Here is a 24,242-nt window from a genome sequence, read left to right as displayed (position 1 = left end):
GTGATTCCATCTGAATTATCTTAATTTTAGCTACCAGAAAGGTATCAAACAGTGGAGACCACAACTGCAAATTCACCATATCAATTCACCCTTCCCGGCCACGCCAATGCCAGTGGAAGTCTCTCCTTTTGGGAAAACTCTTCTCTGTTTCCCGAGGGGATTCAGCGTTGTTTTTGGATTTCTAAAGTGAAGGAAGGCGAGACTAGGGGGAATCATGCCCACTGGCAGGAAGCACAGGTGATCGTGGCTATGGCGGGCACTATAGAACTGGAACTGACCAATGTGCTGGGCCAGATTTTTCATTTTAAGTTGGATTCTCCAGAGAAAGGGGTTTTTATTCCTCCATTGACCTGGTTAGTGGCTAGATTTTCTCCAGAGGCAGTCCTGATGGGAATGTCTGATCGGGTCTTTTCGGAAGACGATTACATACGAGATCAAAACTATTTTGCAGAGCTTCAAAAACGATACAAATGACTCCCATACCCTTCGGGTAATTTCTTCCCTCGGTGAGGAGAGGGATTACTTCTTGAGTAGTTTTCGGTCAGAGGGAGGTTTGGAGCATATAGATTTTTTGTGGGAGAAAAAACAAAAGACCAAAGCACTAATCACTTTTCAGATCACTGAAGATGGCCAAGCGGTATCACTGCCACATGCTCCTTTCGGAGGTTTTTGGGTGTTGGAAAACATGACTTCTCAGAGTTTGGATGATTTTTTACAAAGTGTACTGTCTGAGCTTAGGCATCGAGGTGTAAGCAGTGTTCAGATCACGCAGGCGCCCAAGCCATACGGACAACAGACGGATTTGATCAATTACCTGCTTTTTAAGAATGAATTTGTACAGGGAGATGTGCTTAGCCACCATTTGTTTTTGGGTAAAAAGAAGATCAAAAAGCTGGCGCAAAAAGAAATGCAAAAACTACAGGTGAAGGCTGCCAAAGCCGGGTTAAAAACGGAGTACGCACCCATTTCAAACTTCTCCTTTCTCAAGAATATCCGAGCATGGAACGAGCACAAGGGGTATGAGCTGAACGTGGACGAAAACCGGCTTATCCAACAGGTTTCTGAATTTCCCAATAGGTATTTTTTGATCTCACTGATGAAAGGCTCAACCCCGGTGGGGTATTCTCTGGGCGTAAAGTTGACCATGGATTCATTGTATTACTTTCTTTCAGCCGTAGACCCTAAGGCTTCTGTAAAGCACGGAGGTGAGTTGATTTTAACAGCTTTGTTTCAGCTTGCTGTCGAGCAGAAAGTTGCCTTCGTGGACTTGGGTTCTTCGGATCTCGGGGAGAAGGCAAACCACAGTTTGATGTTTTTTAAGTCCAGGTTTGCAAATGATATCAGCAATAAAGTAACCTGGATCAAACAGCTCTGATATGTCTGTGCAAGGACTAGTATCAGTAATCTGTATTGCTTTCAATCATGAAAAGTGGATTGAGGATACTTTGAATAGTGTTATAGCGCAGGATTACCAGCAGGTCGAGCTTATCATTGTAGATAATGGAAGTTCCGATCTAAGCTCAGCTTTGATCCAAAAATGGAAGAATGGCGCCCAGACAAAGATGCCCGTAAAGGTGTTTCTCAAAACTAAATCCGAAGGATATTGCGCCTTGTTCAACGAAATGCTGGAAATGGTGAATGGAGAATTTGTCATTGATTTGTCAGGGGATGATCAGTTGTTACCTTCCCATATCAGGCAGTCAGTCTCTCGCCTAAATGAACATTCAGATGCTGCTTTTTCTTTTTCGGATGCATGGATTGTAACAGAGCAAGGAGATAAGTCCACCTTTTATTCCAGAGATAAAGCAGGAGACTTGTCCAGTGCGGTTCAGGACAATTGGCTGTATGAACTGCTGATTCGGCGAAACCATATCTGTGCTCCGACGGTAGTCATTCGTACTGAACTATTGAGGCAAGAAGGAGGATACGATGCCAGTTTGAGCTATGAGGATTTTGATGTACAGTTACGCTTGAGCAGAAAATACCCTGCTGTATTTTCAGATCATATCGGAGTAGTCAAGCAAAAGCACTTAGCTTCCCTCTCAGCTACGCAGTACCAGCGCTATCAGTCTTTAATGCTTCCCAGCACTCTTCAAGTATGTAGAAAAGTGCAGAGTATGAACCAAGTTGCGTCGGAAAACTCAGCTTTGAGAGAGCGGGTCATGTTTGAGCTGAAGCATGCACTTTGGTCTGCAAACTTTGAAGTTGCGGAGGGTTTTGTACATCTGGGTACTGAACTGAAAATCTCAGGAGCGAAATTTTTAATTTATAAACTTTGGCTTTGGGCCAGGTTAGATCTTTCTGCTCTTTACGTTCGATTGCGTGGTTAGCCTACCACTACTTCTATAAAAGGAGGTTTGCTGAAGTATTTTTGCCCTATGGCAATCATATCCTGTGAAGAGAAACTTTTGAGGTAAGCGAGTTTTCGGTCAAAATAGGATAAATCCATCCCAGAATAGTGAACAGATCGAAATCTTTCGATTAACTCAAAAGAAGAGCTGAAGTGCTTGAGCATTTGCCCGATTAAATAGTTTCTCACCACTTCCAATTCTTCGCTGCTCAGGGGTTCTAGTGTTAGTTTTTCTATTTCCAAGTATATTTCCCGGATTACTTCCTGAGTGAATTCCTTCTGAACGTCGGCAGCTATTACCCAATAATTCTGATCTCCGATTTCGGTCAGATTCGAGTATATCCCATAGGTATGTCCTTTGTCTTCACGAATGTTTTTGATCAGCCGAGCACCGAAATATCCTCCTAAAATGGTATTGAACACACTGAGGGCGATAAAGTCCGGATGGTTTTTAGGGATGGACCAGTAGCCAATCCTTATGCTGCTTTGGACGGCATTTGAGCGCTCTTCTACTACACCTTTAATGGTGTTCAGCGCCGGTAATAAAACTTTCTCAATAGGTTTTCGATTCGGTAATTTTCCAAATGCCTCGCAATATTGTTTGATTTCCGTAGCCGTAAAATCTCCGGTAACGAAGACCTCTATTTCCTGCCACAGCATTTCATTGTAATAAAACTTAAGCAGTTCTTGGGAAATGATCTGCACATGTTCAGCTTCGGGCTCTACCCCATAGGGATGTAGCTTACCGAAGAGCGAGCTGCGAAAAAGCTTTCCTGCTCTAGCTGAAGTTTTTTCCTTTTCCAGCTTTAGGCTCAGTTGTTTTTGAGATTTTCTTTTTGCCAGAATTTCCTCAGGGAAGATGGCTTCTGTGAAGAGTGAGAAAAAGGCAGGTAATATTTGATCCAGGTGTTTTTTGGTGCTGAGCAGTCCAAGTCCTTCATGCCCAAAAGTGGTAATCGGATGCACTTCTGACGCATGGAAGTCAAAGAAGTTTGCCAGCTCATCACCTGTCATATGGTGGGTGCCCTCCTGCAAAAGCATTAAGGTGAAAGCAGGCACCAAAGTTTGCGAAACCGGCAGGGATGCTCTGTTTCCTTTACCTATGACTTCTATTTTGACGGCATTTAGACCGGGAGTCTGAACGTGGTAAAGTGTTGATCCATTGCTGAGTAGGTGTTTATCTGGGGGCAATAGTTCAAAATCCTCAGGAACTTTAAATTCCGGAGCTTTTGATCGGTCTAGAATCATTATTCGTTTGGAATCGTGTACAGCAGTGAGAATCGCAATGTCTCAGCTAATGGGTGATTTTGCTTTTGAGGGACGAGGTATGAAAAGTCGAAGCCAAGACGCTTGAGGTCTAAACCTACGCCCATAGTGAAATACTTTCTTCCCCCTTTGTTTTCATTTTCATAAAAATATCCGGTCCGTACAGCCAGCACATCATTATAGGAATATTCCACCCCGAAGGAAACCATGATTTCTTGAATTTCCTCTGAAAATCCTCCAGGAGCATCTGCCAAGGAGCCGAACATGCCTGATATTAGCGGTCTGTTTGGATCTTTGCCTTCCTCGATTACTAAGTTGCCGTTTTCGTCAGTTTCCAGCGTCCCATCTTCATTGGTGGCATAAATCGGTGGAGTGGGAACCAATAGCTTATTCAGGTCCAATGCAAAAGTAAGTGTGTTCACCGGATCCAAGTCAATGGAATAAGCGGTACCTACTTTTAAATTAGTGGGAATGTAATCCAGATCATCGGCGGAATTATAGGTGATCTTCGGGCCAATATTGGATATGCTCAGTCCCCAGGAAAAGTTTGCATCCTTAGCTCCTGCAAAAACCGGCTTGGAATAATATAATCCCACATCTGTTCCTACGCTGATTCCTGCTCTGGCTTCACTGCCTCCTACGGAGGAAATATTCCCAGAAAGATTGGAATAAATAAATCTGGCAGAAATACCTAAGCCTAAATAGGAAGATAATTTTCTGGAGTAGGTTCCTCCAATCGCAATATCCCGTGGGTTGAATTCTCCCAGTTCATTGCCAAATCCATCGGTAAGTATGATGTCCCCCATATTGAAATACCGAAGATCAAAACCAAAAGCTGAAACCTCATCGATCTTGAACACACCTGTCAGGTAGCTTAAGGACATGTCATTGACGAGTTTGCCCAGCCAAGGAGAATAGCTGAGCGAAAAGCCCATTTTTTCCTCGATGAAGGCCATCTGACCGGCATTCCAGTGTGCTGAATTGGCATCTGGTGACGTGGCTACTCCAGCATCTCCCATAGCAGAATGTCGGGAGTCAGGGGCAAAATTCAGGAATGGTACGGCCGTAGTTATTACACGTCTATCAGGATCTTGTCCTGAAATGACCACACTGTTTTGTGCATGTACTGTAAAAGTAGCCAGGCTGAAAACTGCAAGAAGTAAGTTTTTCCTATTCCAAATGGCCATTTTTTTCATTGAATCACGATTTGTCCGCCCACTGTTGCTGCCGAATTATCACTCTCCGACTGAAGCGTTAATTTGTAAATATAAGTTCCTTTTGCTGGATATTTGGTTTGGTTTTGGAAAAAAAACCAAGACAAATCCCTGATATGGACGTCTGCTTTCACTAAACGATCCTGGTGGGTAAATAGTATTTTACCGTCAGTTTGGTACACTTCTAAGGTTAAATATAAGGTTTTTCCCGGTTGATTGTGCATTAGTTCAAAATGACTCACGGTCTGACCAGGGTTTGGATATACCTTATGGCTGATTATCTGTAGTTTATCACTTCCTTCAATCCGTATTTCCTGTTCTATAGTGGTGAAATTACCGACGTTGTCCCAAGCCGTAATACTGATCAGGTTTTGGCCCTCTTGCAATCCTTCGAGTACAAAATTCAAATTTCCAGATGTGAAAGTATTATTTTTTGATGTAAAGTAGCTGTTTGCGATAAAAGATTTTTGACCGTTGAGCTGAATGGTGAGATTTTGATTTGGGTCAAATCCAGAAACGTTAATTCCGCTGGCGTCATGCATCTCAGCGCTGAGCAGAATAGTAGTGGAGGCAAAGGAAAATGGAGAGGCAGATTGGCTATTAAACGACGGGATGATTAGCGGGCCTTCCTCATCTGGAGAAGTGGTGTTGTTGGTGCCGCCAATGACCTGCTGCTTCAATCCGAATGCATCTCTGCTGGCGTCCTCAGATTCTCCCCAGATTCGTATATTTCCCACACCATGTTCTAAATCTATGTTTTTGGGTACAATGAATTTTCCTTTAATCCTCCCATTATCTATTTTTCCTTCCCCTCGAAAAAGCAGATTTTTTTCCTCTGAGAATTGAGTACTGCTACTTTCGTCGCCAAGGGTTTCACTTTGAATGGGCTTGTCGGAAATTTCGAGGGTGTATTTTCCATCAAAAGACTGGATTAAATTTTGCGAAGCAGGGTCCAATACGCTTGCCTCAAATTCCACTACCTGCAAGGCGGAGAGTGTATCCAGTGCTCGGCCATTGTCAGGATCATTCAATGCGGTGATTTGAATGGTAGCAGAAGCTTTGGACAATCGCATGCTAGGATCTGCCAATAGACTGAAATTTCTGTTTAAGGCCCCGTTTTGGCTAGAGTTTTTAGTCTGGCGAAAGATACTTCCAAGATCCTGATAGTCTCCATTTACCTCCAAAAATGCTTTTTCTATAAAAGCTTGATTTAGCGAAAAATTAACACTGCTAAATACCGGTCTTCCGGTGCTTAGCAGTCCTATTGCTCCCTTTCCTTTGGCAATCAATAGCTCTTCGGCTGCCGATCTCAAGTACGGGCTATCGTGTCTACCAAACTCGCAGGTGGCGGTGACCCAAAGCGCTAGCTGATCCGTTTCTTTCCAGTCTCTGATGTCAGAAACCTCGAAAATCTCCTCTGCAGTTAGGGTGTTTTGGTTGCCATGACCTACATAGTTTAACAGCAAAGTACCTTGTTCAAGGGTTTCGCTGAGTGATTTCTTGGCTTCTTCCGAACGTTGATCAAGCTGTGGATAGTGATCCAGGTAGAGCTTATTGAGGTTGAATTTTGGTTGAATTTTGGCCAGATAGTTACTGTGCGATTCCGAATCCCTGAGATGGATGTTGCTATCTCCATCATCGGCAAAAAAGGTCAAAGATTCCTTCCATTTTCCTGGGCTGGGAATGGTCTCATAAGCAATGATTTTGTCCACTACAGTTTTCGCTTCTTCAGGATTGATTACCGGTAACCTTCCCACACCAATTTGTAGTTGCTCGTCTCCTTCCTGACTCTCTTCCCAGGCACCCTGCCCGTACTGCAGCAGGGCATAGTAGTCGTCTGAACTATAGGATTTAAGCGGGTCCAGACTGTTTCTACTGGTATAAATAGGTAAGAGGTTGGGCCTTCCGCCTATAATTCCCTTGTGATCAAAAGTTCCCTTCCCAAGAAGTAACACATTTTGTAGGGCCTTTCCCTTGTGAAAGTGAAAAGCCAGAAAGTTTCTGATTGCTGTTACATCTGGGTTGCCATAGCCAAATGAATTGAATATATCTTCTAGGTAATATACTTTTGAATAAATGCCCATCCCAAATTTATGGCTACTCAGCCTCTCTGCCGCAGCAGATAGCTCTCTAGGCGCAATTATGATCAGTTCTGGCCAGTTTCCTTCTCGTTCTAAATAAAGTGGAACCAATTCTGGAGTTGGTATTTCTGGTGCTTCTTGGGGGGAGAAAACAATGATTTGGGACGAATTAATGGTGCTTCCGGTAGAGAGATCTATGTTTTTAGGGTTTAAAAATTCGGAGATATCCCAAACTTGCAGTGTTTCGTCTAGCTGAAGTGTAAATTCAATTTCATTCCCCAGGTGATAAATTCCGGGTTTAGGATTGATACTTGAAAAGGGAACCCCTATGCCTATGTATTGAAAGTATCCTGCTGAATTTTGGTCTGAGGAAAGAAATGAAATCCTTAGCCGCTCTATTTTCTGTCCATTTGGAAGAAAGGAGGACTGTGTCCATAACTCCTTTCCTTTCACTCCATAGGTTTCATTTGGGATAGATTCAATGGTGCTCGTAGAGATTTCCAACTCATCCACGGCAATTTTGGTCTCCGCATGAGACAGGGATCGAGTCATCAGAGCAGCAGAAAGCCGCCAAGGCGCTTCCAGATCAGTGGATAAGGGAAGTGCATAGCCCCTGGTAACTCCAGGTGCAATAGGTCGGGAATACCAGTTCCTGCCCGAGTTGATGATATTATTTTCTTCTTCATTGATCCAATGCCACTCATATAGTGTAGCTGGTGAAGAAGGCGTAGCGCCGGCTTGATGAACGGGAATTCTTTTAGGGTCTGATCGGATGGAAATTAAATAACTCTGGCTGTCCGAAAATTGGTTGGGAGTGAAAACCATGCTGTTATCTGGGCCCGGGGAGAAGGTGTCCGGGCCATTCAGATACACCAATAATTGGCCTTGGTTTTCTAATGCCGGGATCTCCTGTAACCTTAGGTTATTTTCATTTAGTACCTGCGGAAGCATGCCGGGGAAGCCGTAAAAAGCAATTTCCGATAGATTGCTGGCACCTAATGCCTTGGCTTGCTCCTCCGAGAAACTATAAACTCCGTCTTTTTCAATGCTGAATTTGAAGAATGTATGCTGGGCTTGAGCCAGCTGGTGAAATGTGCAGCTGGCAAGAAGAACTAGGATCCATCTGAAGCATGCGCAAGTCATTCTGGTTGGATCCTGTTTTCTATCACAGACAAAACCAGGTAGGAAACTATAAGGATTGGAATACCGGACAAGCCAAATATGGCGAGCAGTGCGACGCCCAACCCAATCAATAGGTACCGGAATTTATTTGCTGCAAAATCGTATGATTTGAATTTCAGCGCGATAAGGGGGAGCTCTGCTAAAAGCAAAATGGAGAATAGCCAAGCTACGGCGATGATGAAAAAGGGAGAATGGAGCCAGGATGCCAACAGCTCCCAATCTGCAGCTAAGAATGGCAGCGTGCTCATAAACAATGCATTCGCAGGGGTGGGTAGGCCTATAAACCGATCAGATTGTCGTGTGTCTAGGTTGAATTTGGCTAGTCTCAGGGCAGAAAAAAGCGGGATAATCAAGGTCAAATAGGGCAACCAAGGGACGGAGGTGCTGCTTTCGCATATTTTGAAAATGACAAAGCCCGGCAAAACCCCAAAAGAAATCAAGTCTGCCAAAGAGTCCAGTTGTTTTCCTATATCGCTTTGGACCTTCAAGATTCTGGCCGCGAAACCATCAAAAAAATCAAAAATTGCTGCAAGAATGATGAAGTATGCACCGGACTGAATGTCGCCCTTCAAGACCCAAATGATTCCTATCACACCAGAAAGTGCGTTCATTAAGGTGACGGCGTTTGGGATATGTGATTTGATTTTCACAGTTTAGCATTTTTTCCTACAAATGGATTATTGGCTTTCTCGAAAGCAATGGTGGTCTCTGGTCCATGCCCGGGAAAGATTACCGTTTGGTCTGGCAGGGAGAAAAGCTCTGATTGAATTTTCTCTAACAATAGCTCGTGATTTCCACCAGGAAGATCTGTTCTGCCAATGCTTCCTCTGAATAAAGTATCGCCCGCGATGCATTGGCCTGTAGGTTCATGGTAAAACACCACATGACCTGGCGCATGCCCAGGGACAAAGATTGTTTTGAGTTCTTCATTCCCGATAAAGATACTTTTACCTTCTTTCAAAAATGAATCTGGTTCCGAACTTTCATAGCCTACAAAGCCATAATTTGGCGCATAGACATCCACAGATTTCAGCACAGGGAGTTCCTCCGGGTGAATCTGCAGTCCTACCCCAAATGTCCTCACTGCCCAGGCATTGCCCAGAACATGATCGATATGGCAATGGGTATTGAACAATTGGGTGACGCGTAAATTTTGCTCAGTCACATAGTCCAGTAATTCTTTCTTCTCATGAGGCTCAAAGCAGCCCGGGTCAAAAAGAGCGGCTTCGCCATTTTCATCATAGAGCAAATAAGTGTTTTCCTGAAAGGGATTGAAAGTAAAAGACTTAATGTGGAGCATTAGAATTGTGTTCGGTAATCGAACAAAATAAGGAATTAAACCTTTATTTTGGGCTATGGAAATTGATTTTTTGCTCATTGGACAAGGTCTCGCCGGAACTGCACTTGCCTACCGCCTGAAGCAGGCTGGTAAGAAAATCAAAATTATTGATCAGCCCAAGGCAAACAATTCCAGTAGGGTGGCCGCCGGACTTTACAATCCTGTGACCGGGAGAAAGATGGTAAAAACATGGAATGCCGATAAGCTGTTTCCTGAAATTGCCCCCTTCTATCGTGAGCTTGAGCAGGTGACCCAAGGCAGTTTCTTAAAACCCCAGCATATTTACCGTCCCTTTCTGACCATAGAGGAGCAAAATGAATGGATGGGGCACAGCGCAGAAGCAGGTTTTCAACCGTATTTGCACCGAATCCACACCAAATCCCAGTCCACAAAGCTCTTTGATGCCCATGGGGGAGTGATGCTCCAAAACTCTGGATGGCTAGACATCAACAATCTACTTGATGGTATGACTTCGTACTTTAAGGAGGAGTTGCTCCAGGAGGATTTTCAAGAGAGTTTATTGCTCCATAATGCTGACAGGTGGCAGTACCGGGATTATTCAGCGAAGTGTCTGGTTTATTGCAATGGTTTGGGGGCGATGAAGTCCAGATTCTTTGAATTCTTGCCATTTGCTCCGGTAAAGGGAGAGATTTTAGAATTGAGGCAGGAGTTTTTGCCAGATTACATTGTGAACAGAGGGGTGTTTCGAGTACATTTAGGTGGTGGGATACATCGGGTGGGCTCCACTTATTCCAAGCATGACCTGGGTGAAGGGCCCACAGCTAGGGCAAAAAATGAGATTCTCGAGCGTTTGACCGATTTGGTCAATGAACCTATACTTGAAATGATCAGCCATAAAACTGGTATAAGACCAGCGACCCGTGATAGAAAGCCATTTATTGGAAAACATCCTACCGAGAAGAGCGTTTACATTTTCAATGGTTTTGGAGCCAAAGGAGTTTCGCTAATTCCATATTATAGCAAGCAACTTTGCCAACATTTGATAAATAATGAGGCTATTGATCCAGAAGTGGACATAGCTCGGTATTTTAACTATATTTAAAGACATCTTTCAGCAAACCGAATGCGAAATCACCTATTCAGAATTTTCTTATTTGCTGGGTTATGGTTGAATTCATTTTTTGTCCTTGCTCAGTTTGATCAGGAGCGATTTGGTAAAAACAGGATTCAGCACCAGCAGTTTGATTGGTATTACTTCTCGTCCAATAACTTTGAGGTTTATTATTATGACCGAGGGGGAGCCAATGCCAAAATGGCCATTGATTACCTGGAGAGTGAATTTGATAGGCTGACCCAAATGATAGGTTATGTGGCATATACCAAGCCAAAAATCTACATTTATAACAGCCCGGAGGAAAGGCTTCAGAGTAATATAAATCTGAACAAAGAAGAGTATAACGAAGAAGGGCAGACCAATTTTAATCGGCTAATAGCAGAAGTTGCGTATAAGGGGGATGTGGCCAAGTTTAAGGAAGACTTGATCTACGGGACCTCTAAAGTGATCATTGAGGAGATGCTCTATGGCTCATCTGTGGCAGATGCTTTTCAGTCCAATTTGGTGAATAGCTTTCCGGAATGGTATCTGGATGGAATAGCGCTTTATTTGGCCAAAGGCTGGAGTATGGAGATGGACGATTTTGTCAGAACCTATCTCAAAGAAGAGGACAATCCCAAGCTTTTGAAGTTAAAGGAAAAGGAAGCAGCATTGGTAGGGCAATCGGTATGGAATTACATTGCCGAAAGATATGGAAGACGCTACGTGTCCAGTATCCTAAACCTATCGAGGATTAACAGACATGAGGAAAACAGTATTGCTAATACCGTAGGCCAGAACTATAAGACATTTTTAGAAGAGTGGAGAAAGTTTTACATGGATGTAAATCAGCAGGTTTCCTCTTCTTTTCAAGAACCGAATTTGGATGCAGCCATTGCTGAAACCAACCCAAGACACATAGGAGTGATCAATGACGTAAAGTTTAGCCCAGATGGGTTAAATCTAGCCTATGTCATCAACAATGGGGGACGGTATAAGGTGCAAGTCAGAGACCTCAGTTCCGGGTCTGAGCAAACCATCCTGGCAGGAGGTTCCGCTTTACAGGATCAGATTCCAAATTATAGTTCCCCGGTAATCGCGTGGAGAGATTCTGCCAATGTAGCTATAGCTACTTTCAAGCGAGGCTTTACCACACTTCGCCTGCGGTCCATAGATGGATCGGAGCAGGATAAGATTTTCCTTCGTAACATTACTCAGATATTGAGTTTGGACTTTAACAGCACAGGTAAAAACATGGTGCTTTCAGCCATTTCAAATGGAAAATCTGATATATATACCTTAAATACTCGTGGGGCTGGAAGAAGACTTACCAATGATTCCTTTGATGAATTGACACCGGTATTCTTAAATGACTCTACGATCATTTATTCGTCCAATTTCAAAGAAATACCTGATTCTTTGGCAGGGAAAAATCTCCAATTAGATAACCTGCCTGACTATTATAACCTCTACATGGTGCAGGTGACCGATACAGTGGTGACCACACAACTCACGAATGCAAATAGCCGAAACCTACGTCCTCGTCGTGTCAATAGTAACTCTGTGGTCTATTTGAGTGACCTAAGTGGGATTAACAATATGATGAGACTTAACATTGGGAATCAGGTGTCCAATCAGATTTCTGCCTTCAGTCATAGTATTGAGGCATTTGATGTGAGCAGTAGGATGAATAAAGTCGCCTATGCCGTCCGTGAGGGCAGAGAGTCCTATCTGATAGTGGAAGGCTTTTCAAATGCGGATCGGTTCACCCCGAGTACGCCTAGAATTCAATTGCAACAAGCTAAGTCCCTCAATGAAAGGATAGCTGCCCGCCGGCTTTTGGAGGAGCGTGAAGCTCGTGAAAAACTGGTGAATCCAGAACCAGAGGAGGTTCCGCAGCAGCAAATTCTGGTAGACAGCACGGCCAAAAAATCCACTTCCTCAATTGATTTGCAGCGCTTAAGTTTTTCTGCAAAAAATGGAATCAATACGGATAATTATACTTTTGACACCATCCCTGGTAACCTGCTGAAAGGAAATGAAACAGCGGCTGAGTCCAAGGGTAATTTGCTAGAGGCCTACAGGAAGCAGAGTTTGCGTAAACGTGTCACTGGGCCGAGGCAGATGGAACCACAGTTTTTTATTAACAATATCAATACGCGATTTGTAGTAGACCCATTAAGAGGTTTTGGAATAGGCCTGACCGGCAAAATGACTGATTTGCTGGATAATCATTCATTCTATGGTGGCGTGATGACTACCTTGGATTTTCGCTCAGGTGGAGATATATTTTTCGAATATGAATACTTAAAAAGCAGAGTTGATTTCAAAGCCAGGTTTGATCGCAAAACCATTCAAATTACCGAAGGAGATGTTACCTTCCAACGTTATGTGCTGACCAAAGTGGAAACCGGCTTTTCGTACCCGCTCAATCCTAATGCAAGATTTACATTGGCCCCCTTTGTGGCAAAATCCCAATATTTCAACCTAAACTCAGATTCTTTGATCATGGGCATGGATCCTGACCAGAATAGGTTTGATGTGAATTATTTAGGTGGTAAAGCAGAGTTTGTTTATGATAGGACAGAAGCTTTAGGCTTGTATTCCCAGGCAGGTTTCAAAGGTAAAATCGGTTACGTACAGTATCAGTCTTTTCAGCACAAAGACCGTTCTTTCGGTAATTTTTACCTGGATTTGAGAGAATATAGAAGAATTCATAAAAATATAGTTTTGGCGGCCAGACTCTATGCAGGATCGTTTTTGGGGAATAATCCTCAGACCTATCTCGTAGGCGGAATGGATAATTGGTTGTTCAATGAATTCTACAGACCACCATCCAACCGGCCAGAGGCTTCGCCGATTCGCAATCCAACCGGAGTAGAAAATTCCAATATTCTATTTGCGGACTTTGTGGATTTAAGAGGGTATGATTACGATGAGATTCGAGGTAGAAATGTGGTTACATTTACTACAGAGCTTAGAATCCCTGTTTTCTCCTACCTGACCAGAGGGAATATTACTTCTAACTTTATCAGGAATTTTCAGTTAGTAGGTTTCTATGACATAGGTTCTGCATGGAATGATTCTGCACCATGGGAGCGTGTAAATGACCAGAATACAGAAGTAATCAATACGGATGGCTCACCTTTTGTCATCACACTTAATAACTTCAATAATCCTTGGCTACAGAGTTATGGAGCTGGCCTGAGGACTGTTTTGTTGAATTATTATGTGAAATTTGACGTTGCTAGGCCTATTCGTAACTATGAGGCAGAAGACCTAAAGTACTACGTGACTTTGGGCTTTAATTTCTAAAAATCACAATATTCAGATATGATCAAATCAATGACCGGCTTCGGAAACGCCGGTATGGAGGATGATTCTCGCAGCATCCAAGTGGAAGTGAGAACCTTGAATTCCAAATTTCTGGACCTTTCTATCCGAAGTCCCAGACAGTTTAATGATAAAGAACTTGAGATCAGGACGCTGGTCCAGTCTATCCTCGACCGAGGCAAGGTCAGTGTGAGTATTGAGTTTTCTGCCAAAGGAGCTACAGAGCTTCCTGTAAGTATCAATGAGGAATTGTTTACACTCTTCCATGAAAAGTATAAGCAGCTCTCAGAGGCTGTGCAAAATGGTTCTGAAGAGCTTTTTAAGTTGGCCTTGCAATCACCAGGGGTGATTACGCAGCTTACGGCAGAGCATAGAGATAGCGAGGAGGACTGGGATGCCATCAAAAAGGTTTTGACTAAGGCCTTGGAGAAGTGTGCGGCATTTCGTGAGGATGAAGGACGCTCTTTGGAGGAAAAACTAAAGGGTAATATAGAAACAATTGCCTCTGGCCTTCAAAAGATAGAAGAACAAGAGGGAGAGCGAAAGGAGCGGATCAAGCAAAAAATCCGAAATCATTTCAATGATTGGTTGGATGAAAACTCCTTCGATGCTAATAGATTTGAGCAGGAACTGATCTACTATTTTGAAAAACTAGATATTACTGAGGAGATAGTACGACTGGGCACCCACCTGAAGTACTTTTCCAAATGCCTAGAAGAAGAGAGTAATCAGGGTAAAAAGTTAGGTTTTATCAGTCAAGAAATAGGCAGAGAGATCAATACCATAGGATCAAAAGCAAACGATGCGGGAATGCAGAAGCATGTGATTCTGATGAAGGACGAGCTGGAGAAGATCAAAGAGCAGGCATTGAACGTATTGTAAAAAGAGGGCCGAGAAAGGCCCTCTTTTTTCTAGTTTAGTCGGAAGCGTATAGGCATAGTCATCCTTGACCGTACTGCACGGCTTCCCATTTTCCCTGGGTTCCAATTTGGTGAATTCTCAATTACTCTTTTCGCTACTTCATCGCAGCCACCGCCTATGGTGCGCAATAATTCAATGTCTTGAATAGAGCCATCTGTGTTTACCACAAACCTAACGATCACTACGCCTTCAACACCTATCCTGCGAGCTTGGGCCGGGTATGTTAGGTTCTTGTTTAAATAGGCGTACCAAGCATCCATTCCTCCTTTGAAGCTTGCCTGAACCTCCACAAAATCCCTGATTTCTTCTGCGACATCAATTATTGGAGGTCCTTCTAGTTCTACTGCTTCGATTCTATCTGTTTCGGAGGTGTTGATGTCCACATGGAAGTCCGGAACCTTGTCAATTTCGATATCATCGGGTACTTGCAATATTTCCACTTGAACTGGTGGAGGTGGTGGAGGCGGAGGTGTCTGTATGGTCACCGGAATATCGATGTCCTCCCAAGCGTCTGAGCTATTAGCTAATTCCAGGATGGTACCTTGATCATAAGCCTTCCATTCGAAAGCCACCAAAACTAATCCAAGGCTGCATACCAGTCCAAGGTTAAACCATGTTCCGGACCATTTTTTTAAGTCTGACTGCTGTGTTTTTTTTGATTCCATGAGTGTATTATTTGAGGTTGAAGAAAAATTACTCTTATAATATACTCTATGTAAGTCTTTGATAATAACGTGATAACGTATTTTAACTAAGCTAAAAGTTGTTAATTGCTCTTGTGAAGACTATGCTTGAATAGATGAAAAAAAGGCAAAAAAAAGACCCGATTTCTCGGGTCTTACTATTTAGCTAAGTTTGAATCGAATCGGTAGTCTCATACGAGTACGTACCGGGCGACCTCTTTGCTTTCCAGGCTCCCAGTTAGGAGCTTCGCTTACTACTTTGATTGCTTCTTCGTCACAACCTCCGCCGATACCTCTTAGGACATCGACATCTTGGATAGATCCATCTGTGTTTACAACGAATACTACAATTACAGTACCTTCTATACCCATTCTTCTAGCTTGAGTTGGATATTTTAGGTTTTTGGATAGGTATTTATTCCATCCTTCCATTCCCCCTGGGGGCATTGGCTGGGTTTCTACCACATCGAAGATTTCATCAGCCTTTTCTTCTACTGGAGCTTCAGCGATGACTACTTCTTTGATTACAGTAGTTTCTTTAACGTCTACATCGAAGTTTACTTCAATTTTGTCTTCGATTTCCACTTCATCAGGAATCTCCTCAATGATTGGCTGCTCCACTGGTGGTGGAGGTGGTGGAGGTGGCTGTTCAGTAATAGGTATATCAAGCAATTCCTCGAAGTTATCAGTTACTTGACCTAGGTCTTTCAAAGATCCATCGTCAAATGACTTCCATTCGAAGGCAGCAAGAGTGGCACCTACAGCTACTGCTAATCCTAAGTTCAGGAACATTCCTGACTTCTTGGATAAATCAGCGCCGGGAGTCTTTTTTGCTTCCATGACTAGTTTGGTTTATAAAGGTTAAATTTTGCTCTTAATCAGTTTAACAATTGTAATTATTTTCAAGCACTAATCCAAGCCGATACGGGTGGTAGGAATCTTAAAATATGCTAATAAACCTGAAAATCCACCTATGAGGTTGACTATCATGTCCATATAATCGAAAGTTCGGTTGGGTACAAACTGCTGGGCTGTCTCCAGAATTACACCTGCGGCGATTCCGAAAATGATAAAGTTAATCAATAACCTCCCCTGTACTCCCCGTACCTCAGCTCTTTTAATACCTACTCCACACCAAAGAAAGCTCAGTGTCCCAAAACATATCAAGTGAACTAGCTTGTCTTCAGCTTGGAATGTTTGTTCTGGAAAATTTTCCCCTGGTGTAAGCATGGCTACACTTATTACCAGCAAGCAAAGGATGGCAAGGCCTGTTCTCAATCTCACGTTTAGGCGCCTACTAGTTCTGCATATTCCTCAGCAGAAAGTAATCCTTCCGTAGCATCTCCGGAAAGCTTCACTTTGATCATCCAGCCTTTTTCGTAAGGAGATTCATTGACCAGCTCGGGAGCATCTTCCAACTCAGGATTCATTTCCACTATTTCACCAGCAACTGGCATAAACAAATCGGAAACAGTCTTCACTGCTTCTACTGATCCAAATACTTCGTTGGTGTCCAAGGTCTCGCCTGTAGTTTCTACTTCTACATATACGATGTCTCCAAGTTCTCCAGCGGCAAATTCAGTGATACCAATGGTGGCTACATCACCGTCTATTTTAACCCACTCGTGGTCTTTAGTGTACTTTAAGTCTTGAGGAAAATCCATGTTTTTGTTTTTTTAAAAGGGATTCAAAATTAATAGGAATCGCATAAGGATAAAATCTATTGCCCTAAATTAAATCGAAGTTGTCCACCAAATGCAGTGGAAGTTCTCTTATAGGCTGTAGTAACTCTAGGGTCATTGATCGTTCTATCGAAATATAAGGTAAGATTTAAGTTCTGATTGATCAGATAGGAGATAGTAGGTCGGATTTGGATGTTGAGATTACCATTGGTCACTGTGCTGCCTTCTTCTATTTTTCGCTGCACTGTTTTGGTATCCACTAGTTTAGAATCTAGCTTGAAGGTCAGGTCGTTTTTGAGTACAGTTTGCCTGCCTTGGAATTTAAAAGGAATCTTGACACCTGATTTGGTGTAGCCCAGCGTCAGTCCAAAGTCATTACTTTTCTGCTCTGTAATCTGGGCATTGGAGAAATTGAGACCTAGATTTCGTTCTTTGTTATAAATGACAGCAATATTCAGTCGGTCCTTGGTCAGTAGGTCTATTCCGATCAGTGGTGAGAAACGTTCCGAGAGCACTACTTGATTCAATACATAGATCGGGATGTATTGTCCTTCTGTATTGATTTGATTGGGAGTGGGGATCTCCTGGAGTGTATTATACAGTTCCAGGCCTTGCTGGTACTGGAGAGAATTTGAGAAATTACTCACATCATATTTGGCAGTGTATTGATGGGTTATATTGATACTGCTGAAGATTTCACTGAGTGCTTTGATACGGGAAAGCCCTCTGTAATCCAGTCTCCAGTTTGGCAGTGGAGTTTTAGGGAATGGATTTAGGTTCATTTCAGCAGGGTCTTTGCCCCTATATGCGGCCAGGAAGGAGGGGATCAATACATCCTGTCCATTAAGGGAATATTCTCCACCTTCGCTTGTACCGTCCAGCCTTCCTTTTATGATTCCTCTATAGGCTTCAAAGTCATCAAAGAGTGGGGATTCATTGTCAAATCCATCTTTGCTGAATGAAGTCCCTATCATAATCGTAGTGATGCTGTAGGATCCTAATCTATTGGGACTTATGGATTCATACGTGTCGGGTTCATCAAAAGAACTGCGGAAAATTTCCTGGTAATCTCCAGATTCCCGTTTGGTGGCATTCAGGGTAATCCTGAAATCCTGAAAGGGTTCTACTATGCCTCCCAGTCGAAGATTCATGACGCTGGTTTGCTTAAAGGTCTGTGTGAGTTCGGGGCTTGGTGCCATTATGCCGGCATTGGCATACTCATATCTCAAGGCAGCGTCCTGACTTCCCAGCAGGAATGCCAATCCGGGGTTTTCAAAGGCCCTGTCCATACCGAGAAGTCCTGTGTTTGGTAAGTATCCAGGTAGGAATGTGCCTTCAATTTTACCGTAATTAAAGGTCAGTTCTTTGACCATCATCAGGAATTTGACCAGTTTATAGGAGAAAGGTGTTCCGATGGTATCCTCTGCAGTCAGGTTAGTCCTTCCTGGGATGCTCGGTCGTTTGGGAGCATTGAGGGCAGCCAGCTTTTTACTTTTATTGTAAAGCTTGACTAGGTCTAGGCGTCCATTCAGAGATTGGTCCCGGGTGTTTTGGATGGTGTTTCCCAGCGTGTCCTTTTGCCCGATTGCTCCGGTTTGCCAAGTATAAGTGGCAGTATACCTATAGTCTGCATTGATCCAGTCGGTAAGTGGAGACTTGTCCAGCGGCAAGGTGTAGTTCAGATTGACGCTATGATTGTAGTTTGTTTTTCTCCCAAACCTCCATGCATTGTATCTGACGGAGTCTATTTTCTGCTCTGAGTCCAGGTCACCCTCTGGCTCATCTACTACTGCATGGACATTGCCCATGTAATCTACTCTGAGATTTCTGGTCAAATCCCAGTTTACAGAATAGAATCGGTTCATAAAGAAGCTTTTCTGAAATAGGGGATCTACACCTTCCGAATTCAGCCGGTCATTTCTATACTGTGATCTGAGATAGCGTCTATCCACATCAAGTCGAGCTGTTACCGAGGTAGGAGAGAGGTTCAGATTGAAATCTTTGATGAGTTGGAGGTGAGGAGAATCCAGAAAGCCAAAGCTTTTGAAAGGTTCTAGCGTCCAAGGTTTTGGAGAATAAGAATAAGTGATATTTCCTCGGTTGGTCCGGAAGTTATAATCCTGGATCTGAGCATTTGACTGGGTCACTAGCCCAAAAGCGTAGGAAAAGGAAAAATTACTCAGATCATAGAAATGGGGTTGGGCATCTGGGTTGGTTTTGATTTTTCGGACATTATTAAAACTGATGTTCTTTCGGTTCAATTGGTCCAAAGCTATATCTCTATAGGCATCCCGCTCGCTATCGGTTTCAAATTTTTGCAGAGCTACCTCGAAGGGTACATCTGGATTAAGTGGATCGTATTCTGGTTTGGTGGAGCTGTTTTCTACGGAGAAATACATAGGAATACTTACCCCGAGACCTTGAGGCAGAAGTTTGTGCAGTTCTACATTGGTAGAAATGTCATACTGCGTAGTGGCTGATCTTGATCGCTGTGAAAGTCTGGTTTCCAATCCTCCAAAACCAATAGAACTATGTCGGATAGAAGCCGATACTACTGCCACATCAGCGATTTTGGCATTCATCAGGGCATTGGCGGCCCAACCGTTTGATTTGGTGAAGCCGGTCACACGCAGTTCATTGGCCCAGATGCAAATGTCCCTATTTCCACCTCCGTTTGTTCCAGGGTTTCTTACACCTATCATGGCGGTTTGCGTCTGGCTCAGTTCAGGTCTGCCTACTACAGTCACTTTGTATTGGCGGACTTGCTGGGTGAATGGGATATTCAGTGGGACACGTTGATTGTCCCGTTCCACTTTTACTCCTACTATTTCCTGTATAGCGATGTCTATCTCATTTTCCTCCGGCCAAATCTGCAAGGGATCTCGGGTTCCATTTGGCGTAATATTTAGTGGGACTTCTACTTCGTAGTAGTTGTTGGAGTTATCTGTTCCCAGTCTTAGGAAGGCGGTGATTTCACCATCCACTGCATTTTCACTTTCTGCGTGGAAAAACATTTTGATCCGCTCAAACTGTACCACATCTAGCGTTAAGTTTTTGAATACGGCTCTGGCATCTCGTGGAGCCAGATCTTCTACACACACGCGCAGTGATTGCTCATTGAGTCTTCTTTCTACCGTGGAGGTATTGTCTCGGTCTCTTGAAATTCCTGGCGGTAAAACGTAAGGGCTTTCGGTTTCGCTACCTTGACTGTTTTGTTCTATGCTGACCACATCGACGGTAACCTTGGAATTGCCCGGCTCAGGAATCTCGAACAGCCCTCGCTCATAAAGGGACTCAGGAAACACTCTCCATTGACTGCCTACCATTCTGAAATTGGCCATTCTCAGTACTACAGGTTGCTGGAAATCAGTCAAATAAGTTCTCAGCCAACGGATGGATTTATAACCTGTAATATCACCTTGAACCCGGTCAGGCTGGCGGACTGGAATTCTGAACAGGTACCAATCTACGTTTTCACCATTGACATTGGCGGTAGTTTTATCGACCACATAATTTTGGCCTACGACCAGTCCTCCCGGCTTGAGGTCAATTTCATATTCGTAGTAGTTTTCCAGTTCATTGATGGTATTGTCAGTGTTTAGATCCTCGTTATCTGGGGTGTTAGAACCAGAAGGGGTATAGGGCAGGTTTTCATTGGCAGTGACCGGGGTATTGCCTTCCATGCCGTTGAATTTTTTATAGCGCTCCAGGATTTTCACATCGTTTTGATCAAACTGCTCATCCAGGTAATATTGGAACAAATCGCCGGAAACATCTTGACGGATTTGGTTCAATGCATTAGTGTTAACATTGAGACGGTCTAGAAATCTGTTTTGAAAATAGGAGGCTTCATCTTCATTTTTTAAGCCATCGAGTCCTACATCTTGGTTTTGTCGCGATGTTTCTGAGTTGTCAAAAGCTGGTAAGAGAAACTGTTCCCGTGTGATTCTACCCCATTCATTGCTTCCTGTTTCGGCAGGGTCTCCATCTGCGGGCAGCCCGTTTTCGAAGGCATGACGCCCATCTTTCATCACATCTTCCGAAATATCTCCTAGGTTTAAGTATAATTTCCCACCGGTGGTGTTGTTCTCATTGAAGTTGCCATCGAGTACCCTGCCGTTTTCTCCCTCTATAAATGGATCCAAGAGCCAAAATTCCACATACTCAATATTGGTACGATCAAAGTCCACCTCGGTGGTAATCGCGCGAGTGACCCCACCATAGTTCTTTTCAGGATCCGGTAAGAAACCGTTTGGAGTCAGATTGGGATTGTAATTATACATGCCCCGTTCACTGGGGAAATATGCCATTTCAAACAAAGGCTCCGGAGTTACGATTACATCCCGATCTTGCTGAGGGAATATTTCCTGCGGCAAAACTCTTCTCACGTAGTGATTTTCTCTATCCTCACGGGTAATATTGGTAGGTACACCAAGCCCGTTTTCGCGGTAAAAAATATTATCAATATTGTACCAGGCTACTCTGGCTCTTCGGTACGCAGCTCCCAAATTATCCTCAGTCATATTGCTGAGGTCAAATCGGTTGTCGACGGTCTCTGGGGTCGATGAAAGTTTCCAGTTTTGATTGGCCGCTCCTCCCAGATTGTATGGGGTTATGGCTGCCTCGAAATCATCTATGTAAGAGGCCTGTTCTCCATCCACTACATTTGAGGTGCCTGGGATCAGGTGGGCAAACTCTCCACTAAACTGAACCAGTGATTGTTCTTTGGTGTCTGTAAATGGCAGTGCATCAGCTAGCTTGGTCAGCCATCTGGATTCATCACTGTAGTTGCCATCTATTCCCCAGAGGCTATTTCTCAGGGTCTCGTTTCCGGTGGCAATTCTGGTCACATTGGGACGCTCATTGAGGTATAGGAAGGTGCCGCCCAGATTGAACTTGTCACTGAACAGGTAATCCAAGCGGGTTCCCAGTAAACTCCTGGTTTGGAATGAAACCAGGTCTGCTTTTTCGAAACTTACATTGATTTGCTTGCCGGATTGTAGAATAGCGTCATTGATGATGACCAATCGGCCTACATTATAATCTACTGTAAAGTCCACTCCCTCGGTCAAAGGAATGTTGCCGGCTGAAACGATCACCGATCCTGGTGATATATTCAATCCAGGTAGTTGGATCTCACTGGCAGACCCTGCGGTCAATCGTCCCTTGATGAAATACTTATTTAATTGACTGACCAGTTCAGCATCGGCCTGGGTAGTGTTGTACAAGGTGTCATAGACATACTTTTCCTTCAATACCGCTTCCCCTGGGGTGAAGTATTGAGCCAAGTTAGAGCCGAAAGGTTCTAGCACGGGAAACACCAAAAGCCCCCGATTGGAGAGTATGGTGAGTCCTTCTACAAAGTCAAAGTTACCGTCCGGCGCCGGGTCGTTTTGCGGGTTGAGGTTGTCCAATCCTGTAAGTCTAATGAGCGGCTTGTCTTTTACATTCGTGCCTTCAAGTAGGGAGGGGTTGTCTAGCCCTGTTCTGTCATCCCGGTAGATCACCTGAAGCTGAAAACCGTCTCTTAGAATCTGATTGGCATTGAGACTGTAGATGTTTTTCATCATCAAATCCCAGGTTGGTAGCCGGGGGTTGATGCCTGCCGGACGTAGCATTTTCAGGAAAATCATTTCATCTTCCTGCCTGTTTTGGTAATCTTCAGTCAATTCACCGACTTTGTACACTTGTCCGTTGTAGGTGTATTCGTAGGATACGGCTAGGACTTCATCGTTTTGCAGTTTTCTGAATAGAGAAAGATATCCCAGTTGGGGATTGAAAAAATACTCCGTCTCTTCGAGTTTTCGGGCACCATTGATCTGCACAAAGTCCACACCTTTTTTCAGACCTAAACTTGATTCTATGGCTCTGGCTCCGGTATCAAAAGGGCGGAAAGAGGGATTGCCCGTGATGTTACTAAATAGTTGATTTGCTTCATTGCTTGCCGGAGAGCCGGGGGTACCCGGTCCTACATTGGGGTTACTGGGATTGTAGAGAACCCTGCCTTCACCCATGTCGATAAATGCCGAAAAATTACGTAGCGTTTCCGTGTTGACCGCTCGGTTCATGATGTACACTTCTATACGGGTGACATTGACGCCGGACAGGACCTGAGGGAGGCCTCTGAGCCATTTTTCATAATTGTCCCGAAAGAAATGCCCCAGGAAAAAGTGCCTGTTTTCATCATATTTCGAAGCTTGAATGTCAAAAGACCTTCCCTGTCCATTTGCATCTATGACCAGATTGTCCCGGCGACCTCGCTGAGTGGAGGCAACGGCAGTTACGTTCAGTTTACCAAATTGAAGTTGGGTTTTTACCCCAAAGAGATTTTGAGCTCCTTGGATCAGCCGGTTTTGAACGGGCATACTCACATTTCCTATCTCTATAGATTGGATGATATCTTCTTCAAATCCGTCAAACTCCAGCTTCAGTTGGTTTTGGAAGTCAAAGGAGTTGTTTGAGTCAAAGTTGGCGCCGATTTTTACTTTTTCACCTAAAGATCCATTGACAGCCATTTGGATTTGCTGGTCAAAATTAAAGCCTCCGTTTTGCTGCTGTCGGATAGGTAGGGTGGGATTGTCCACTCTTCTGAAAATCGCGCCGAAATCCAGGTTGACGTAGCCGGAAGGGGTGATGTTGATTTCGTTGCCGCCAAAAAGTCTATCAAAAGAAGGGCTTACAGTAAGTGGGGGGATGAGCCCGCGGCCTTCCACGGCACTTTCACCGTCACCGCTTCTGGCTCTACTTCGCCAGTAGTCTTGTCTTACTTTGTATTCCTGAATTTTCGAAAACTCCTCGAAATCGTATTCCTGTTCATTCCCGACACGCACAGTATCCATTTGATCTACGATGTTGTATCTCAATGTGGAATCTACACGTACTTCTACATTTTGGGTGATCGGTGGAGGTTGAAAAAAAGGGGTCTGGGACTGAAGAAAAGGGTTCCGTTGCGGGAATAGGGGATTGGTCCTCAGATTTTGCCAAAGCAAATACGAGGGGGTCATCCTTCTTTGGTTCAACGAATCTATCCTAGTCTGAACACTATCAGACTCAGTTTGTTGAGCATAAGAAGTGGAATAGGCAAGTAGAAGCCCAATGATTATGAAGCAATTAGGCCAACTACCGAGAAACCTCCTC

The 24,242-nt window shown here is 43.8% G+C and carries 16 protein-coding genes; 6 read left to right on the top strand and 10 right to left on the bottom strand.

The genetic code is table 11. The features are described from left to right. Positions 1–51 precede the first annotated feature (51 nt). Genes PBT90_RS12935 through PBT90_RS12925 form a run of 3 tightly spaced genes read left to right on the top strand, consistent with a single transcriptional unit; the run spans position 52 to position 2,330 of the window. On the top strand, positions 52–474 hold the full coding sequence (locus tag PBT90_RS12935) for a sugar 3,4-ketoisomerase (RefSeq protein WP_270129628.1): 423 nt from the start codon (positions 52–54) through the stop codon (positions 472–474). Further along, a complete protein-coding gene (locus PBT90_RS12930; protein WP_270129627.1) occupies positions 446–1,375 on the top strand; it encodes a hypothetical protein in 930 nt (309 codons plus the stop codon). Before PBT90_RS12935 ends, PBT90_RS12930 begins: the two co-directional genes overlap by 29 nt. A gap of 1 nt (position 1,376) precedes the next feature. Beyond that, on the top strand, positions 1,377–2,330 hold the full coding sequence (locus PBT90_RS12925) for a glycosyltransferase (protein WP_270129626.1): 954 nt from the start codon (positions 1,377–1,379) through the stop codon (positions 2,328–2,330). Here PBT90_RS12925 and PBT90_RS12920 read toward each other — a convergent pair. The 5 genes from PBT90_RS12920 to PBT90_RS12900 are packed head-to-tail and all read right to left on the bottom strand — an operon-like array spanning position 2,327 to position 9,393. Then, complete coding sequence (locus PBT90_RS12920) at positions 2,327–3,598, bottom strand: M16 family metallopeptidase (RefSeq protein WP_270129625.1); 1,272 nt, start codon at positions 3,596–3,598, stop codon at positions 2,327–2,329. The two genes, PBT90_RS12925 and PBT90_RS12920, sit on opposite strands and share 4 nt — an antisense overlap. Next, positions 3,598–4,812 carry a type IX secretion system outer membrane channel protein PorV gene (gene porV, locus PBT90_RS12915; RefSeq protein ID WP_270129624.1) on the bottom strand — a complete coding sequence of 405 codons (1,215 nt, stop codon included), beginning with the start codon at positions 4,810–4,812 and terminating at the stop codon, positions 3,598–3,600. The genes PBT90_RS12920 and porV overlap by 1 nt, the downstream gene beginning before the upstream one ends. Next, complete coding sequence (gene porU / locus PBT90_RS12910; protein ID WP_270129623.1) at positions 4,809–8,054, bottom strand: type IX secretion system sortase PorU; 3,246 nt, start codon at positions 8,052–8,054, stop codon at positions 4,809–4,811. Before porU ends, porV begins: the two co-directional genes overlap by 4 nt. Then, positions 8,051–8,743 carry a CDP-diacylglycerol--serine O-phosphatidyltransferase gene (pssA, locus tag PBT90_RS12905; protein WP_270129622.1) on the bottom strand — a complete coding sequence of 231 codons (693 nt, stop codon included), beginning with the start codon at positions 8,741–8,743 and terminating at the stop codon, positions 8,051–8,053. The genes porU and pssA overlap by 4 nt, the downstream gene beginning before the upstream one ends. Next, entirely contained in the window at positions 8,740–9,393 is a 654-nt protein-coding gene (locus tag PBT90_RS12900) for an MBL fold metallo-hydrolase (RefSeq protein WP_270129621.1), read from the bottom strand. Before PBT90_RS12900 ends, pssA begins: the two co-directional genes overlap by 4 nt. 55 nt (positions 9,394–9,448) lie before the next feature. Here PBT90_RS12900 and PBT90_RS12895 point away from each other — a divergent pair, with 55 nt between their 5' ends. Genes PBT90_RS12895 through PBT90_RS12885 form a run of 3 tightly spaced genes read left to right on the top strand, consistent with a single transcriptional unit; the run spans position 9,449 to position 14,701 of the window. Continuing rightward, positions 9,449–10,495 carry an NAD(P)/FAD-dependent oxidoreductase gene (locus tag PBT90_RS12895; protein ID WP_270129620.1) on the top strand — a complete coding sequence of 349 codons (1,047 nt, stop codon included), beginning with the start codon at positions 9,449–9,451 and terminating at the stop codon, positions 10,493–10,495. 21 nt (positions 10,496–10,516) lie between these two features. Next, positions 10,517–13,801 (top strand): biopolymer transporter Tol, encoded by a 3,285-nt coding sequence (locus PBT90_RS12890; RefSeq protein WP_270129619.1) that lies wholly within the window; start codon positions 10,517–10,519, stop codon positions 13,799–13,801. Between the two features lie 18 nt (positions 13,802–13,819). Further along, complete coding sequence (locus tag PBT90_RS12885) at positions 13,820–14,701, top strand: YicC/YloC family endoribonuclease (RefSeq protein WP_264810997.1); 882 nt, start codon at positions 13,820–13,822, stop codon at positions 14,699–14,701. A 29-nt stretch (positions 14,702–14,730) separates the two neighbouring features. Here the strand turns inward: PBT90_RS12885 and PBT90_RS12880 are convergent, their stop codons facing one another. The 5 genes from PBT90_RS12880 to sov form a co-directional block, all read right to left on the bottom strand. Beyond that, complete coding sequence (locus PBT90_RS12880) at positions 14,731–15,405, bottom strand: energy transducer TonB (RefSeq protein ID WP_264810996.1); 675 nt, start codon at positions 15,403–15,405, stop codon at positions 14,731–14,733. Between the two features lie 180 nt (positions 15,406–15,585). Beyond that, the gene (locus PBT90_RS12875) at positions 15,586–16,263 is read right to left on the bottom strand and encodes an energy transducer TonB (protein WP_264810995.1); all 678 of its coding nucleotides are present in this window, start codon (positions 16,261–16,263) and stop codon (positions 15,586–15,588) included. 69 nt (positions 16,264–16,332) lie between these two features. After that, entirely contained in the window at positions 16,333–16,707 is a 375-nt protein-coding gene (locus PBT90_RS12870) for a VanZ family protein (RefSeq protein ID WP_264810994.1), read from the bottom strand. A gap of 2 nt (positions 16,708–16,709) precedes the next feature. Next, entirely contained in the window at positions 16,710–17,087 is a 378-nt protein-coding gene (gene gcvH / locus PBT90_RS12865; RefSeq protein ID WP_270129618.1) for a glycine cleavage system protein GcvH, read from the bottom strand. Between the two features lie 56 nt (positions 17,088–17,143). Then, positions 17,144–24,109 carry a T9SS outer membrane translocon Sov/SprA gene (sov, locus tag PBT90_RS12860; RefSeq protein WP_270129617.1) on the bottom strand — a complete coding sequence of 2,322 codons (6,966 nt, stop codon included), beginning with the start codon at positions 24,107–24,109 and terminating at the stop codon, positions 17,144–17,146. Positions 24,110–24,242: the final 133 nt, after the last annotated feature.

The organism is Algoriphagus sp. TR-M9 (genome assembly GCF_027594545.1).
GTDB lineage: Bacteria > Bacteroidota > Bacteroidia > Cytophagales > Cyclobacteriaceae > Algoriphagus > Algoriphagus halophytocola.
This window is presented reverse-complemented; position numbering and strand designations above follow the sequence as displayed.